Source organism: Frigoribacterium sp. Leaf186 (genome assembly GCF_001423905.1).
GTDB lineage: Bacteria > Actinomycetota > Actinomycetes > Actinomycetales > Microbacteriaceae > Frigoribacterium.
Genome location: NZ_LMPQ01000012.1, coordinates 522,788 through 538,877 on the forward strand (window position 1 = coordinate 522,788; position 16,090 = coordinate 538,877).

General features: G+C 70.8%; 14 protein-coding genes. All 14 read left to right on the forward strand.

Translation table 11 applies throughout. The annotated features are described in order from the left end of the window. Window positions 1-27: 27 nt before the first annotated feature. The 14 genes from ASG05_RS15555 (at window position 28) to tyrS (ending at window position 15,572) form a co-directional block, all read left to right on the forward strand. Window positions 28-696 carry an amino acid ABC transporter permease gene (locus tag ASG05_RS15555; protein ID WP_056262910.1) on the forward strand — a complete coding sequence of 223 codons (669 nt, stop codon included), beginning with the start codon at window positions 28-30 and terminating at the stop codon, window positions 694-696. Further along, on the forward strand, window positions 693-1,610 hold the full coding sequence (locus ASG05_RS15560; RefSeq protein WP_056262912.1) for an amino acid ABC transporter permease: 918 nt from the start codon (window positions 693-695) through the stop codon (window positions 1,608-1,610). Before ASG05_RS15555 ends, ASG05_RS15560 begins: the two co-directional genes overlap by 4 nt. A gap of 94 nt (window positions 1,611-1,704) precedes the next feature. Continuing rightward, the gene (gene pheS, locus ASG05_RS15565) at window positions 1,705-2,745 is read left to right on the forward strand and encodes a phenylalanine--tRNA ligase subunit alpha (RefSeq protein WP_056262915.1); all 1,041 of its coding nucleotides are present in this window, start codon (window positions 1,705-1,707) and stop codon (window positions 2,743-2,745) included. Continuing rightward, on the forward strand, window positions 2,745-5,255 hold the full coding sequence (gene pheT, locus ASG05_RS15570; RefSeq protein ID WP_056262916.1) for a phenylalanine--tRNA ligase subunit beta: 2,511 nt from the start codon (window positions 2,745-2,747) through the stop codon (window positions 5,253-5,255). Before pheS ends, pheT begins: the two co-directional genes overlap by 1 nt. A 58-nt stretch (window positions 5,256-5,313) precedes the next feature. Next, the gene (gene argC / locus ASG05_RS15575) at window positions 5,314-6,363 is read left to right on the forward strand and encodes an N-acetyl-gamma-glutamyl-phosphate reductase (protein ID WP_056262918.1); all 1,050 of its coding nucleotides are present in this window, start codon (window positions 5,314-5,316) and stop codon (window positions 6,361-6,363) included. After that, on the forward strand, window positions 6,360-7,517 hold the full coding sequence (gene argJ, locus ASG05_RS15580; RefSeq protein WP_056262920.1) for a bifunctional glutamate N-acetyltransferase/amino-acid acetyltransferase ArgJ: 1,158 nt from the start codon (window positions 6,360-6,362) through the stop codon (window positions 7,515-7,517). Before argC ends, argJ begins: the two co-directional genes overlap by 4 nt. Continuing rightward, on the forward strand, window positions 7,517-8,563 hold the full coding sequence (argB, locus tag ASG05_RS15585) for an acetylglutamate kinase (protein ID WP_082486866.1): 1,047 nt from the start codon (window positions 7,517-7,519) through the stop codon (window positions 8,561-8,563). The genes argJ and argB overlap by 1 nt, the downstream gene beginning before the upstream one ends. A 2-nt stretch (window positions 8,564-8,565) precedes the next feature. Then, the gene (locus ASG05_RS15590) at window positions 8,566-9,762 is read left to right on the forward strand and encodes an acetylornithine transaminase (RefSeq protein WP_056262922.1); all 1,197 of its coding nucleotides are present in this window, start codon (window positions 8,566-8,568) and stop codon (window positions 9,760-9,762) included. Further along, complete coding sequence (gene argF, locus ASG05_RS15595; RefSeq protein ID WP_056262925.1) at window positions 9,759-10,679, forward strand: ornithine carbamoyltransferase; 921 nt, start codon at window positions 9,759-9,761, stop codon at window positions 10,677-10,679. Before ASG05_RS15590 ends, argF begins: the two co-directional genes overlap by 4 nt. Before the next feature lie 53 nt (window positions 10,680-10,732). Beyond that, window positions 10,733-11,935 (forward strand): argininosuccinate synthase, encoded by a 1,203-nt coding sequence (locus ASG05_RS15600; protein WP_056262928.1) that lies wholly within the window; start codon window positions 10,733-10,735, stop codon window positions 11,933-11,935. Beyond that, a complete protein-coding gene (gene argH, locus ASG05_RS15605) occupies window positions 11,932-13,398 on the forward strand; it encodes an argininosuccinate lyase (protein WP_056262931.1) in 1,467 nt (488 codons plus the stop codon). The genes ASG05_RS15600 and argH overlap by 4 nt, the downstream gene beginning before the upstream one ends. Beyond that, window positions 13,395-13,532 carry a hypothetical protein gene (locus tag ASG05_RS16760; RefSeq protein WP_200936901.1) on the forward strand — a complete coding sequence of 46 codons (138 nt, stop codon included), beginning with the start codon at window positions 13,395-13,397 and terminating at the stop codon, window positions 13,530-13,532. The genes argH and ASG05_RS16760 overlap by 4 nt, the downstream gene beginning before the upstream one ends. A gap of 46 nt (window positions 13,533-13,578) precedes the next feature. Then, window positions 13,579-14,223, forward strand: coding sequence for a DNA-3-methyladenine glycosylase (locus ASG05_RS15610; protein WP_056262934.1), 645 nt, complete (start codon window positions 13,579-13,581; stop codon window positions 14,221-14,223). A 35-nt stretch (window positions 14,224-14,258) separates the two neighbouring features. Next, complete coding sequence (tyrS, locus tag ASG05_RS15615; RefSeq protein ID WP_235491544.1) at window positions 14,259-15,572, forward strand: tyrosine--tRNA ligase; 1,314 nt, start codon at window positions 14,259-14,261, stop codon at window positions 15,570-15,572. The last annotated feature ends 518 nt before the right edge of the window (window positions 15,573-16,090 follow it).

The window sequence follows — 16,090 nt, forward strand, 5'->3', positions numbered from 1 at the left end:
CCTGACCGAAGGACCCCGTTGAACCCCTTGGACGTCATCCCCGGCTTCGACGCCGTGACCGACAACTGGCCCCGTTTCTGGGGCGGCTTCGTCACGACGCTGCAGCTGCTGGTTCTCTCGGGCCTCGGGGCCCTCGTGATCGGCTTCTTCGTGGCCGCGTTACGCATCTCGCCCGTGGCCTCGTTCCGCACCTTCGCCACGGTCTACACCGAGGCGCTGCGCAACATCCCGCTGACGCTCGTGCTCTTCTTCTGTGCGTTCGTCCTGCCCTACCTCGGCGTCGACTTCGGCACGTACTTCCCGCTGGCGGTGGTCGGCCTGACGGCCTACACGTCGCCGTTCGTCGCCGAGGCGATCCGCTCGGGCATCAACGGCGTGCCCGTCGGGCAGGCCGAGGCGGCCCGCAGCATCGGCCTCGGCTTCGGTCAGACGCTCGGTCACGTCGTCCTGCCGCAGGCCATGCGCATGGTCGTGCCGCCGCTCATCAACGTCTTCATCGCCCTGACGAAGAACACCTCGGTCGCGGGTGGCTTCTTCGTCGGCGAGCTCTTCGCCGCCGGCCGGTACATCGCGAACGACCGCGGTGACGCCGTCATCACGACGCTGCTCGCCGTGGCGTTCTTCTACCTGCTCGTCACCATCACGCTCGGCCGCCTCGCCGCCGTGGTCGAGAAGAAGGTCGCAGTCCTCCGATGAGCACCTCCGTCCTCTACGACGCCCCCGGCCCCAAGGCCCGCCGCACGTCACGGATCATCTCGGTGGTCGGCGTCGTGCTCGTCCTGGCGCTGGTCGCCTACGTCGCGTACCTCCTCGCACGCCCGCGCATCAGCGCGAACGGTGCCGAGACGCCGGGCGTCTTCGACGCCTCCCGCTGGGACATCCTCCAAGACCTGGCCCTGTGGCGTGCCATCGGCCGCGGGTGGCTCGGCACCGTCCAGGCGGCCGCCCTCGCCTCGGTGCTGGCCGTCGTGATCGGCGTCCTGTTCTCGTTCCTCCGGACGGCCCGTTCGCCGCTGGTCCGCGTGCCCACGACGATCGTCCTCGAGTTCTTCCGGGGCATGCCCGTCCTGCTGATGATGCTGTTCATCCTGCTGGTCTTCTCGACCGGGGCGTTCTGGGCGGTCGTCGCCGCCCTGGCGGTCTACAACGGTGCGCTCATCGGCGAGGCCCTGCGGGCGGGCATCGCGTCGCTGCCGAAGGGGCAGCGCGAGGCGGGCCTCGCCATCGGGCTGACGCCGATCCGCACGAGGTTCGCGATCGAGTTCCCGCAGGCGTTCCGTCAGATGTTGCCGATCATCCTGGCCCAGCTCGTCGTCCTGCTGAAGGACACGTCGCTCGGCTACATCGTGGGCTACCTCGAGCTCACCCGGGTCGGTCTCAACCAGCTGGGGTCGTACTACGGCAGCCGGTACACCTTCACGCTCTTCGCCGTCGTGCTGGTCGTCTACCTCGCGACGAACCTCCTGCTCTCGTGGGTCGTCCGCGTCGTCGACCGACGCACGGGTCGTCGCGCCGTCGTCGCGAAGCGCCCGGGCACCCCGAAGGACCCCGGCATGTCCGCCCGCGGTGGCCGGTACGAGTCCGACCACGTGTCGGGCCGCGCGACCTGACCCGGCCCGTCGCCTCGTCCCCAGCCCGCGCCTCCTCGTCGTCCCCGACCAGGAGGCGCGGGTCGCCTCCGCAAGATCGCTAAGCTTGGTTCTCGTGTCAGACTCCGTCCCCCTCTCCGAAGACGCCGTCGCGTCGGCCGTCGACGCCGCCCTCGCGGCGATCGCCACGGCCGCCACCGTCGCCGAGCTCAAGACCGCGCGTGCGCATCACGTCGGCGAGGCCTCGGTGCTGGCACGCCTGAACGCCGGTCTGCGCGACCTGCCGAACGACCAGAAGGCCGCGGCGGGCAAGCTCGTCGGCCAGGCCCGCGGTCGCGTCGGCCAGGCCGTCGCCACGCGTGAGGCCGAGCTGGCCGTCGTCGAGGAGAACGCCCGGCTCGAGGCCGAGACCGTCGACGTCACGGCCCTGCCGTCGCGTCGTCGCGCCGGGGCCCGGCACCCCCTGACGCTGCTGCAAGAGCGCATGGCCGATCTCTTCGTCGGCATGGGGTGGGAGGTCAACGAGGGGCCTGAGCTCGAACACGAGTGGTTCAACTTCGACGCCCTGAACTTCGACGCCGACCACCCGGCGCGAGCCATGCAAGACACCTTCTTCGTCGACCCCGTCGATCGTCACCTCGTCCTGCGGACGCACACGTCGCCCGTCCAGATCCGCACCCTCCTGTCGAAAGAGCTGCCGGTCTACAACGTCGCGCTCGGCCGGGTGTTCCGCACCGACGAGCTCGACGCGACGCACACGCCCGTCTTCACCCAGCTCGAGGGCATCGCCGTCGACGAGGGGCTGACGATGGCCCACCTGCGCGGCACGCTCGAGCACCTCGCGCGGTCGATGTTCGGCGCCGAGGCGCAGATCCGCCTGCGCCCCAACTACTTCCCCTTCACCGAGCCCAGCGCCGAGATGGACGTCTGGCAGCCGAACGCCAAGGGTGGCGCGCGGTGGGTCGAGTGGGGCGGCTGCGGCATGGTGAACCCGAACGTGCTGCGCGCGGCGGGCATCGACCCCGAGCGCTACCAGGGTTTCGCCTTCGGCATGGGCATCGAGCGCACGCTCCAGTTCCGCAACGACCTCAACGACATGCGCGACATGGTCGAGGGCGACGTCAGGTTCAGCGAGCAGTTCGGGATGGTGGTCTGATGCGGGTTCCGCTGAGTTGGCTGGGCGAGTTCGTCGACCTGCCGGGTGACATCTCGCTCGAGAGCGTCCACGCCGCCCTCGTGTCGGTGGGCTTCGAAGAAGAAGACGTGCACGTCGGCGACGTGACCGGGCCGCTCGTGGTCGGGCAGGTCCTCGAGTTCACGCCCGAGCCACAGAAGAACGGCAAGACCATCAACTGGTGTCAGGTCGCCGTCGGTCCCGACGCGGCGAACGACCCCGACGACGTCCGCGGCATCGTCTGCGGCGCCCACAACTTCGTGGTCGGCGACAAGGTGGTCGTGTCGCTGCCCGGTGCCGTGCTGCCCGGGCCCTTCCCGATCGCGGCCCGCAAGACCTACGGGCACGTGTCCGACGGCATGATCGCCTCGACCCGCGAGCTCGGCCTCGGCGACGAGCACGACGGCATCCTCGTGCTGTCGTCGCTCGGCCTCGACCCCGAGGTCGGCACCGACGCGATCGCCCTGCTCGGCCTCGACGAGGCGGCGGTCGAGATCAACGTCACGCCCGACCGCGGCTACGCCTTCAGCATCCGCGGGGTGGCCCGCGAGTACTCGCACGCGACCGGGGCGAGCTTCCGCGACCCGGCGTCCCTGGTGTCGCCGACCCCGTCCGAGGGCTTCTCGGTCGTCGTCGACGACCAGTCGCCCGTGCGAGACCGCGTGGGCGTCCAGACCTTCACCACCAAGGTGGTCCGCGGCATCGACGCGACCCGCCCGACGCCGCCCTGGCTGGCCTCGCGCTTGCGGCTGGCGGGCGTCCGCAGCATCTCGTTGCCGGTCGACGTGACCAACTACGTCATGTTCGAGCTCGGGCAGCCGATCCACGGCTACGACCTCGACAAGGTCAGCGGGGGGCTGTCGGTCCGCCGGGCGGCACCCGGCGAACGCCTCGAGACGCTCGACGGCCAGGTGCGCGACCTCCACGCCGACGACCTCGTGATCGCCGACGAGTCCGGCGCCATAGGCCTCGCCGGCGTCATGGGCGGAGCCTCGACCGAGATCGGCGCGAGCACGACCGACGTCCTGATCGAGGCCGCGACCTTCGACCCGACCTCGATCGCTCGGACGGCCCGCCGGCACAAACTGCCCAGCGAGGCGTCAAAGCGCTTCGAGCGCGGTGTCGACCCCCAGGTCGCCGAGGCGGCCGCCCAGCGTGTCGTCGACCTGCTCGTCGAGCTCGCCGGCGGCACCGCCGACACGCTCGGGTCCCGGTGGGACGCGTCGACGACGCCCGAGACGATCACCCTGCCGGTCGGTCGGGCCGCGAGCCTGATGGGCGTCGACTACACCGACGACGAGGTGTCCGAGGCCCTGACGGCGATCGGTGCGCGCGTCGAGCGTGCCGGCGACGACTGGCTCGTCACCCCGCCGACCTGGCGCACCGACCTCGTCGACTCGGCGTCGCTCGTCGAAGAGGTCGCCCGCATCACGGGCTACGACCGCATCCCCTCCGTGCTGCCCGTCGCTCCCGCCGGGCGCGGCCTCAGCCGTGACCAGCAGTTGCGTCGACAGGTGTCGAACGGCCTCGCCGCATCCGGCTCCACCGAGGTCGCCGCGTACCCGTTCGTCTCGGCGGCCCAGAACGCCTCCTTCGGTTCGACCGACGGCACGGCGTCGCCTGCCGTCCGACTCGCGAACCCGCTCGACTCGGCGGCGCCCGAGTTGCGCCGCTCGCTCGTGCCCGGCCTGCTCGACATCGCGCGCCGCAACGTCGGGCGCGGCCTGGTCGACCTCTCCCTGTTCGAGGTGGGCACCGTCTTCCTGCCGTCCGAGGGCGTCACCTACGGCAGCGACGAGGTGCCGTTCGGGGCCGCTCGTCCCGACGACGCCACGCTGGTCGCCCTCGCCGAGGCCCTGCCTCCCCAGCCGCGACACCTCGGTCTCCTCGCTGTGGGCACGGTGGTCGACCGCGCACCGGGCCAGCCGGCCGTCGCGGCCTCGCTCGCCGACGTCCTCGACGCCGTCCGCGTCGCCGCGTCGTCGGTCGCCGCCGAGGTCTCGTTCCGGCAGGCCCGACACGTCTCGCTGCACCCCGGCCGCACGGCCGAGGTCCTGGTGGGTGACGAGGTCGTGGGCATCGCCGGCGAACTGCTGCCGAGCGTCGCGGCCGACCTCGACCTGCCCCGCGTCGTGGCCGTGGCCGAGCTCGACCTCGACCGGCTGCTCGCCCTCGCCGCGGTCGAACCGGCCACCTCCGCCCTGTCGTCGTACCCCGCGGCGACGCAAGACCTCTCGCTCGTCGTGGCCGTCGACGTCCCGGCGGGCGACGTCCTCGCCACGGTGCGCGAGGGCGCCGGCCCGCTGCTCGAGAGCGCACGGCTGGTCGACGACTACCGAGGTGCCGGGCTGCCCGACGCGTCGAAGTCGCTCACCTTCGCCCTCCGCTTCCGGGCCGACGACCGCACCTTGACCGCGGCCGAGGCCTCCGAGGCCAAGTCCGGCTCCGTCCGCCTGGCCGGCGAGCGATTCGGGGCGGCGCTCCGCGACTGACACTCGCCCGGCGCCGCCGCCCCTGATCCCAGGCCGATTCGAACATTAGGGTGGACGCATGCCTTTCTCCGTTGCCGTGGCCGGCGCGAGTGGTTACGCCGGTGGTGAGCTGTTGCGCTTGCTGGCCGAGCATCCCGACTTCGAGGTGCAGACCGTCACGGCGTTCCAGAACGCCGGTCAGCGACTCCTCTCGGTGCAGCCGCACCTGCGCTCCCTCGCGCACCTGACCCTGGTCGAGACGACGCCCGAGGCCCTCGCGGGCCACGACGTCGTGTTCCTCGCGTTGCCCCACGGCAAGTCCGGGGCGATCACCGCGCAGTTGTCCGACGACACGCTCGTCGTCGACTGCGGTGCCGACCACCGCCTGACCGACGAGTCGGCTTGGCAGGCGTTCTACGGCGGCGAGTTCTACGGCGCCTGGTCGTACGGCCTGCCCGAGCTCGTCCTCGGCGACACCCCGGGCCGCCAGCGTGACGTCCTGGTCGGCACCAAGCGCATCGCGGTGCCCGGCTGCAACGTCACGGCCGTCACCCTGGGGCTCGCGCCCGGCGTCCAGGCCGGCGTCGTCGAGACCGCCGACATCGTGACCGTGCTCGCCGTCGGCCCGTCCGGAGCGGGCAAGGCGTTGAAGACGCACCTGCTGGCGAGTGAGCTGATGGGCTCGGCGTCCGCCTACGGCGTGGGCGGCAGCCACCGGCACGTCCCCGAGATCCAGCAGAACCTCCGTGTCGCCGGAGCGACCGAGGTGAACGTGTCGTTCACCCCCGTGCTCGTCCCGATGTCGCGGGGCATCCTCGCCACGACGACCGCCCGTCTCGCCCCGGGCGTCTCGGCCCACGACGTGAGGTCCGCCTGGCAGCAGGCCTACGCGAACGAGCCGTTCGTGCACCTCCTGCCCGAGGGCGAGTTCCCCCGCACCGCCGACACCCTCGGTGCCAACACGGCGCTCATCGGGCTCGCCGTCGACGAGGCGGCCGACCGCGTCGTCGTCGTGAGCGCCATCGACAACCTCGTCAAGGGCACCGCGGGCGCCGCGATCCAGTCCGCCAACATCGCCCTCGGCCTGCCCGAGACCACCGGCCTCGGCCAGAACGGAGTCGCCCCGTGAGCGTCACCGCAGCAGCCGGCTTCGAGGCCGCCGGCGTCGTCGCCGGCCTGAAGAGCACCGGTGCCCCCGACGTCGCGCTGGTCGTCAACCGCGGCCGCAGCACGGCGGCCGCGGCCGTCTTCACGAGCAACCGGGCGAAGGCCAACCCCGTCCTCTGGTCGCAGCAGGTGGTCGCCGACGGGCGCGTCGACGCCGTCGTCCTCAACTCAGGAGGCGCGAACTGTTTCACCGGAGCCTTCGGCTTCCAGACGACCCACTCCACGGCCGAGACCGTGGCCACGGCCCTCGACGTGTCGGCGACGGACGTCCTCGTCTGTTCCACGGGTCTCATCGGAGTCGGTGACCAGACCTTCCGCGACAAGGTGCTGGCCGGGTCCACCGCGGCAGCCGCGGCACTGTCGGCCGACGGCGGCCTCGAGGCCGCGACGGCCATCATGACGACCGACACCAAGCCCAAGCAGGCGGTCGTGACGGGCGACGGCTGGGTGGTCGGCGGCATGGCGAAGGGTGCGGGCATGCTCGCCCCCGGCCTCGCCACGATGCTCGTCGTGCTCACGACCGACGCCGACGTCGACGCGGCCGGGCTCGACTCCGCCCTCCGCGAGGCGACCCGGGTGACCTTCGACCGTCTCGACTCCGACGGGTGCATGTCGACGAACGACACCGTCGTGTTGCTGGCCAGCGCCGAGTCCGGGGTCGCGCCTCCTGCCGGCGACTTCGCCGCGGCGGTCACGGCGCTCTGCGCCGACCTCGCCGAGCAGCTGCAGGCCGACGCCGAGGGCGCCTCGCACGACATCCGCATCGAGATCGTGGGGGCGGCCAGCGACGACGACGCCGTCGAGGTCGGTCGGTCGATCGCGCGCAACGCCCTGTTCAAGGCGGCCGTCTTCGGCAACGACCCCAACTGGGGACGGGTGCTCGCGGCCATAGGCACCACCTCGGCCGAGTTCGACCCCTACGACGTCGACGTGACCATCAACGGCGTCCGGGTGTGCCACGCCGGTGCCCCCGACCGGCCGAGCGACGAGGTCGACCTGATCCCGCGCGCGGTCCACGTCCTCGTCGACCTCAAGACGGGCCCCGTCGAGGCGACCATCCTGACGAACGACCTCACGCACGACTACGTGCACGAGAACAGCGCGTACTCCAGCTGATGGGCGTCCACACGAACACCGGCGCCACGGCTGCCGACGAGCAAGAGCTGGCCGCGGTCAAGGCCTCGACGTTGATCGAGTCCCTGCCCTGGCTGAAGCGGTTCTCGGGCAAGGTGGTCGTCGTCAAGTTCGGCGGCAACGCCATGGTCGACGACGCGCTCAAGCAGGCGTTCGCCGAAGACATGGTCTACCTCCGCTACGCGGGGCTGCACCCCGTGGTCGTGCACGGCGGGGGGCCGCAGATCTCGGCGGCGCTCGACGCGGCGGGCATCGAGAGCGAGTTCCGGGGCGGCTACCGGTACACCTCGACCGAGGCGATCTCGGTCGTCCGCGACGTCCTGGCCGGCGAGGTGAACCGCGAGATCGTCGAGCTCATCAACGAGCACGGTGACCTGGCCCGCGGTGTCTCGGGTGAGGGCTCGACGTTGTTCGAGGGCCGCAAGCGCGGCGTCGTCGTCGACGGTGAGACCTTCGACCTGGGCCACGTGGGCGACGTCACGCGCGTCGACCCCTCGTCGGTGCTGGCCGAGATCGCCGCGGGGCGCATCCCCGTCGTCTCGTCGATCGCGACCAACCGGGTCGATCCCGAGCACGCCCTGAACGTCAACGCCGACGCCGCAGCGGGGGCGCTGGCCATCGCCCTCGGCGCGGCCAAGCTCGTCGTGCTGACCGACGTCGCCGGGCTCTACGCCGACTGGCCGAACCGCGACTCGCTCGTCGAGGCCATCACGGTCTCGGCCCTGACCGACATGCTACCGACCCTCGAGTCGGGCATGATCCCCAAGATGCGCGCCTGCCTCGACTCGGTCGTCGGCGGCGTGGGTGGGGCGACCATCATCGACGGTCGCATCCCGCACTCGATCCTCCTCGAGGTGTTCACCCAGCGCGGGTCGGGCACCGAGGTGGTCCCCGACGACAGGGCGGCCTCGACCGGCGCGCCCGTCGTCACCTCGTTCGGCACCCCCGCCGGCGAGCCCGTCACCACCCGGGGCTCCACCCCGGGCGGCCCTGCCGCGAGCGGCACCGACACGAAAGGACAGTCGTGACCATGATCCAGACCCAAGGCGGTACCTGGCAGCGCCGATTCGGCGACTCGATGATGCGCTCGCTGTCCACGCCGAAGGTGATGCTCGACCGGGGCGAGGGCTGCCAGGTGTGGGACGTCGACGGCAAGCGCTACCTCGACTTCCTGGCCGGCATCGCGGTCAACGCCCTCGGGCACGCCCACCCGGTGCTCGTCGAGGCGCTCACCGAGCAGGCGAGCAAGTTGATCCACGTCTCCAACTACTTCGCGACGGCACCGCAGGTCGAGCTCGCCGAACGGTTGACCCGCATCAGCGGCGCCGGCGAGCGGGGGCGCGTCTACTTCGGCAACAGCGGGGCCGAGGCCAACGAGGCCGCGGTCAAGCTGGCCCGCCTCAACCGAGGCGACGGTTCGCGCACGCGCATCCTCGCCCTGCAGAACTCGTTCCACGGCCGCACGATGGGCTCGCTCGCGTTGACCGGCAAACCCGCGCTGCGGGAGCCCTTCGAGCCGATGATGCCCGGCGTGGAGCACATCGACACGACGATCGAGGCCCTCGAAGCCGCCCTCGACGACACGGTCGCGGCACTGTTCGTCGAGCCGATCAAGGGCGAGGCCGGCGTCGTCGACCTGCCCGACGGCTACCTCGAGCGGGCCCGAGAACTGACCACCCGACACGGCGCCCTGCTGATCCTCGACGAGATCCAGACCGGCATCGGGCGGACCGGCTCGTGGTTCGCCTTCCAGCAGCACGATCTCGTGCCCGACGCCATCACGGTGGCCAAGGGCATCGCCGGGGGAGTCCCGATCGGTGCGCTCATCACCTTCGGCGACGCGTCCGACCTGTTCGAGGCCGGGCAGCACGGCAGCACCTTCGGCGGCAACCCGCTCGCCACGGCCGCCGCGAACGCCGTGCTCGGTGAGATCGAGGCGAGCCAGCTCGTGCTCAACGCGATCGTCCGGGGCGACCAGCTCCGGGCGGCCGTCAAGGCGATCGGTTCGCCGCTCGTCGGCGAGATCCGGGGCGCCGGACTCCTGATCGGCCTGGGCCTGACCCAGCCCGTGGCGGCACGGATCGCGGCCGACGCCCTCGAGGCCGGCCTGATCGTCAACGCACCGAACGACTCGAGCATCCGTCTCGCGCCTCCGCTCATCGTCGGCGACGACGAGATCGCCGAGTTCACCCAGATCATGACCACCGTCCTGAAAGGCCTCGAATGACCCGCCACTTCCTCCGGGACGACGACCTGACGACCGCCGAGCAGCTCGAGATCCTCGACCTCGCCGACGAGCTCAAGCGCGACCGCTGGTCGCAGCGCCCGCTGGCCGGCCCGCAGACCGTCGCCGTCATCTTCGACAAGTCGTCGACGCGCACCCGGGTGTCGTTCGCCGTCGGCATCGCCGACCTCGGCGGCAGTCCGCTCATCATCGCCACGGCGAACAGCCAGCTCGGTGGCAAGGAGACGCCGTCCGACACGGCCCGCGTGCTCGAGCGCATGGTGTCCGCCATCGTCTGGCGCACCTACGCGCAGTCCGGCCTCGAAGAGATGGCGGCGGGCACGACCGTCCCCGTCGTCAACGCCCTGAGCGACGACTTCCACCCCTGCCAGCTGCTGGCCGACCTGCAGACCATCCGTGAGAAGAAGGGGACGCTCGCCGGGCTGTCGGTGGCCTTCGTCGGCGACGGCCGCTGCAACATGGGCCAGTCGTACCTGCTCGCCGGTGCGACCGCGGGCATGCACGTCCGCATCGGTGCACCAGAGGGCTTCCTGCCCGACCCGACCGTCGTGGCCGACGCCGAGGCGATCGCTGCCCGGACGGGCGGCTCGGTGCTCGTCACGACCGATGCGGTCGAGGCGGTCGACGGCGTCGACGTCGTCGTGACCGACACCTGGGTCTCGATGGGCAAAGAAGACGAGAAGGACGAACGAGTCGCCGTCTTCGGGTCGTTCAAGGTCGACCAGGCGTTGATGGCCCGGGCCGACGCCGACGCGATCTTCTTGCACTGCCTCCCCGCCGACCGCGGGTACGAGGTCACGGCCGACGTCATCGACGGCCCGACCAGCGTCATCTGGGACGAGGCCGAGAACCGGCTGCACGCCCAGAAGGCGCTGCTCACCTGGCTGCTGGCCCGCTGAGCACCCCCACCACCTCACCCACGTAGACACACCCACACCACACAAGGAGAACCATGGCGGAACGCGTCGTCCTCGCATACTCAGGAGGCCTCGACACCTCGGTCGGCATCGGCTGGTTGGCCGACGCCACCGGCAAGGAGGTGGTCGCCCTCGCCGTCGACGTCGGACAGGGCGGTGAGGACATGGAAGACATCCGCCAGCGCGCGCTCGACTGCGGCGCCGTCGAGTCCGTCGTCGTCGACGCCAAGGAGGAGTTCGGCACCGACTACCTGATGCCGGCCCTCAAGGCCAACGCGCTGTACCAGAAGACCTACCCGCTGGTCTCGGCCCTGAGCCGCCCGTTGATCGCCCGCCACCTGGCGTCGGTCGCGAAGGAGCTCGGCGCGAACAGTGTCGCGCACGGCTGCACGGGCAAGGGCAACGACCAGGTCCGCTTCGAGGCGGCCGTCGCGGCCCTCGCACCCGACCTCACGAGCATCGCCCCGGTCCGCGACCTGGCCCTCACCCGTGACAAGGCGATCGTGTACGCCGAAGAACACGCCCTGCCGATCCGTCAGAGCGCCAAGAACCCGTACTCGATCGACAAGAACGTCTGGGGCCGCGCAGTCGAGACCGGGTTCCTCGAGGACCCCTGGAACGCCCCGATCGAAGACCTCTACGAGTACACGCAGGACCCCGCCGTCCTCAAGGACGCCGACGAGGTCGTCATCACGTTCGAGGCCGGCGTCCCGACCGCGATCGACGGGGTGGCCTTCACCCCCCTCGGCATCGTCGAGCGCATGAACGAGCTCGCGGGCAAGCACGGCGTCGGCCGCATCGACGTCGTCGAGGACCGCCTGGTCGGCATCAAGAGCCGCGAGGTCTACGAGGCCCCCGGTGCGATGGCACTGATCGCCGCACACGAGGCTCTCGAGGCCCTGACCATCGAGCGCGACCTGGGTCGCTACAAGCGCGGGGTCGAGGCCGAGTGGTCGAACCTCGTCTACGACGGCCTCTGGTTCTCGGGGCTCAAGCGCTCGCTCGACGTCTTCATCGACGACACCCAGAAGTACGTGTCGGGTGAGATCCGCCTCAAGCTGCAGGGCGGTCGCGCCGTCGTCACGGGCCAGAAGAGCGACGCGAGCCTCTACGACTTCGACCTCGCGACCTACGACACGGGGGACACCTTCGACCAGTCCCTGTCGAAGGGCTTCATCGAGATCTGGTCGCTGCCGAGCAAGATCTCGGCTCGTCGCGACCTGGCCCACGGGGCGTGACCGACGCGGGCGGGCTCGGCGACGGGCCCGGCAAGAACGAGCGCGCAGGCGAGGCGGGCGCCCTCTGGGGCGGTCGCTTCGCCTCCGGGCCGTCCGCCGAACTCGCGGCGCTGAGCAAGTCCACGCAGTTCGACTGGCAGCTGGCCTCGTACGACATCGCCGGGTCGCGCGCACACGCCCGGGCCCTCTCGGCCGCGGGTTACCTCGACGGCTCCGAGCTCGAGGCGATGCTGTCGGCGCTCGACCGCCTCGAGTCCGACGTGCTCGACGGCACGTTCACCGCGGCCGAGTCCGACGAGGACGTGCACTCCGCCCTCGAGCGGGGGCTCATCGGCATCGCCGGGCCCGAGCTCGGCGGCAAGCTGCGAGCCGGTCGAAGCCGCAACGACCAGATCGCGACGCTCGTGCGCCTGTACCTGCGCGACCACGCCCGAGTCATCGGTCGGCAGGTCGTCGACCTCGTCGACGCCGTCGCGGGGCAGGCGACCGCGCACCCGACGGCCGTCATGCCCGGTCGGACGCACCTCCAGCACGCCCAGCCCGTCCTGCTGGCTCACCACCTCCTGGCCCACGCGTGGCCCCTGGTCCGCGACCTCGAGCGCCTGCGCGACTGGTCGCGTCGAGCCGGTGCCTCGCCGTACGGTGCGGGTGCCCTCGCCGGCAGTTCGCTGGGGCTCGACCCGCTGCTGGTGGCGACCGAACTCGGCTTCGACCGCACGACCGAGAACTCGATCGACGCGACGGCGAGTCGAGACGTCGTGTCCGAGTTCGCCTTCGTCACGGCGTCGATCGGCATCGACCTCTCGCGCCTCGCCGAAGAGATCATCCTCTGGAACACCCGCGAGTTCGGCTTCGTCCGGCTGCACGACGCCTTCTCGACCGGGTCGAGCATCATGCCGCAGAAGAAGAACCCCGACATCGCCGAGTTGGCTCGGGGCAAGTCCGGGCGCCTGATCGGCAACCTGACGGGTCTGCTGGCCACGCTCAAGGGCCTGCCGCTCGCCTACAACCGCGATCTGCAAGAAGACAAAGAGCCGGTCTTCGACTCGGTGACCCAACTCGAGGTGCTGCTGCCGGCCTTCACGGGCATGGTGGCGACGCTCGACTTCGACGAGGGTCGCATGGCCGAGCTGGCGCCGCAGGGCTTCTCGCTCGCGACCGACGTCGCCGAGTGGCTCGTCCGTCAAGGAGTCGCCTTCCGTGACGCGCACGAGATCAGTGGTGAGCTGGTGCGGTTCTGCGAGCAGCACGACCTCGAGCTGCACGAGCCCACCGACGAGCAGTACCGGGCCGTCTCGCCGCATCTCACCCCCGATATCCGACCGGTCCTGACGGTCGAGGGGTCCATCGCGAGTCGCCGTGGCGTGGGCGGCACGGCTCCCGAACGGGTTGCCGAGCAACTCGCGCAGCTCACCGAGCAGATGCGCCACCTCGTCCAGGCCCTCGACCCGGTGGCGGCGTGAGCCCTCGCCGCCCCGGCTCGGGCGACGACCGGCCGACCCGCACCTGGGTCGTGCCGGTCGTCGTCGCCCTCGCCGTGGCGGTGCTCGTGGCCGTCGTGGTGATCGCGGTCGCCAGCGGACAGCGACTCTTCTGAGCCGCGTGGGCACCGGGGGTCCGAGCCGAGTGGGCACGAGGAGGCGGTGACCACGACGTCCGTCGACGACACGCTCGCGAGGCTGTTGGCCGAGCCGGCGCTGGAGGTCGCACCGCGCCTCCTCGGCTCGATCGTCTGGTCCGGGGGAGTCGGGGTGCGCCTGACCGAGGTCGAGGCGTACCACGGTCAAGGGCAGGACCCCGGATCGCACGCGCACCGCGGCCCTTCGGCACGGAACGGCAGCATGTTCGACGCCGGCGGCACGCTCTACGTGTACCTGTCGTACGGCATCCACCGGTGCGTCAACATCGTGTGCGGCCCCGAGGGGTACGCATCGGGCGTCCTGCTCAGGGCGGGCGAGGTCGTGGCCGGCCTCGACGAGGCGCGGTCCCGTCGGTCGACGTCGCGGACCCCGGACGACCTCGCCCGAGGCCCCGGTCGACTCGGTTCGGCCCTCGGCATCGAGCTCGGCGACGACGGCTCGCGCCTCGTCGCCGACGCCCCCGGTCAGGAGGCGCGGTTCCGGTTGCGCCTCCCGTCCGCACCGGTCGGCGCCGTCGCCGCGGGCCCCCGCGTCGGTGTGTCGGGTCACGCGGGCGGCGAGGCCTTCCCCTGGCGGTTCTCGCTGGAGGGCGACCCGACGGTCTCGCCCTACCGGGCAGCCGTGTCCCGCCGACGCGGTGGGGCGTGACGAGCGCGCCGGCGGCCGCTGGTAGCGTGTCGCGGGTGACCAGTGAAACGACCGCAGACGTGCTGGCCGCCCAGGGCAACGACCCGTCGTTCGACGACGTGTGGGACGAGTTGCACTGGCGCGGCCTGGTGCACGTCTCGACCGACGCCGACGCACTGAAGACGCTGCTCGCGGGCGAGCCGATCACGTTCTACTGCGGGTTCGACCCGACGGCGCCGAGCCTGCACCTCGGCAACCTCGTGCAGCTGCTCACGATGCGCCGCCTGCAGCTCGCCGGGCACCGGCCGCTCGGCCTCGTGGGCGGTTCGACCGGTCTGATCGGTGATCCGCGACCGACCGCCGAGCGGGTGCTCAAGACGCCCGAGCAGACCGCCGAGTGGGTCGACCGCATCCGCGTGCACGTCGAGAAGTTCCTGTCGCCCGACGGCGACAACGGCCTCCGGGTGGTCAACAACCTCGACTGGACGTCACCGCTCAGCGCCATCGAGTTCTTGCGCGACATCGGCAAGAACTTCCGCGTCAACACGATGCTCAAGAAGGACGCCGTGGCAGCGCGCCTGAACTCCGACGCCGGCATCAGCTACACCGAGTTCAGCTACCAGATCCTGCAGGGGCTCGACTTCCGCGAGCTGTACCGCAGCTACGGCTGCGTGCTGCAGACCGGCGGCAGCGACCAGTGGGGCAACCTCACGAGCGGCACCGAGCTGATCCGCCGGACCGAGGGCGTCTCGGTGCACGCGATCGGCACGCCGCTCATCACGAACTCCGACGGCACCAAGTTCGGCAAGAGCGAGGGCAACGCGGTCTGGCTCGACGCCGACCTGACCAGCCCGTACGCCCTGTACCAGTTCTGGCTCAACACCGACGACTCCGACGTCGTCTCGCGCCTCAAGGTGTTCACGTTCCTCTCGCGTGCCGAGATCGAACGCCTCGCCACGGCCGTCGCCGACGAACCCTTCCGTCGGGAGGCGCAGCGCGCGTTGGCCTGGAACGTCACGTCCCTGGTCCACGGCGCCGCGGCCACCCGTTCCGCGATCGCCGCCGCCGCAGCCCTCTTCGGTCAGGGCGATCTCGCCGAGCTCGACGGATCGACCCTGCGGAGCGCGATCGCCGAGTTGCCGGCCGCGACGGCCGACGCGTCGACCACCGTCGCCCAGGCCCTCGTCGACACAGGTCTCGTGTCGTCGCTGGGGGCGGCCCGCCGCGCCACCGCCGAAGGCGGCGTCTACGTGAACAACACGAGGGCCGAGAACGGCGACGCCCTGGTGGCCGACTCGCAACTCGACGGGGGAGTCGTCGTCCTGCGGCGAGGCAAGAAGACGTTGGCCGGCGTGACCGTCCAGGTCTGACACGCGTCTGCACCGAGCAGTCGAGAAGCCCGCATTCCTCGTCGAGGTGCGGGCTTCTCCTCGTCTGAGGAGAGCTGCAGCAACCACATCCCCGTGTTTCCGGGCCTCGCGATCACGACACGCCCGGGATGCATGGAGATTTGGGGGTGGGCCCGAAGCCCTGTGTAAAGTAATCCGAGTCAGCCCAAAGGTGCGGCGGAGCGGCCAGGACAGAGACCAGAAATGGTCCCGATCCGGAGCTCACCGGCCTCAAGTGGTGACATCCTCCCCGAGATCACGTCGTTCACGACGCGAGAATCGTGTGGTAGGGTTTCAAATCCATCCTCTGGTTCTGCCAGGCGCTGGTCTTCACAACCTGAAGATCGGAAATCGAGTCGGTTTGACTTGGTCCACCAGGATGATATGGTTCCACAGCAGCTTCGAGCGAAGGTCTACTAAGACCGGGTCTCGAGTGCGTTTGGTCCTTGAGAACTCAACAGCGTGCACATTGTCAAATGCCAAATTATACCCTGGCATTG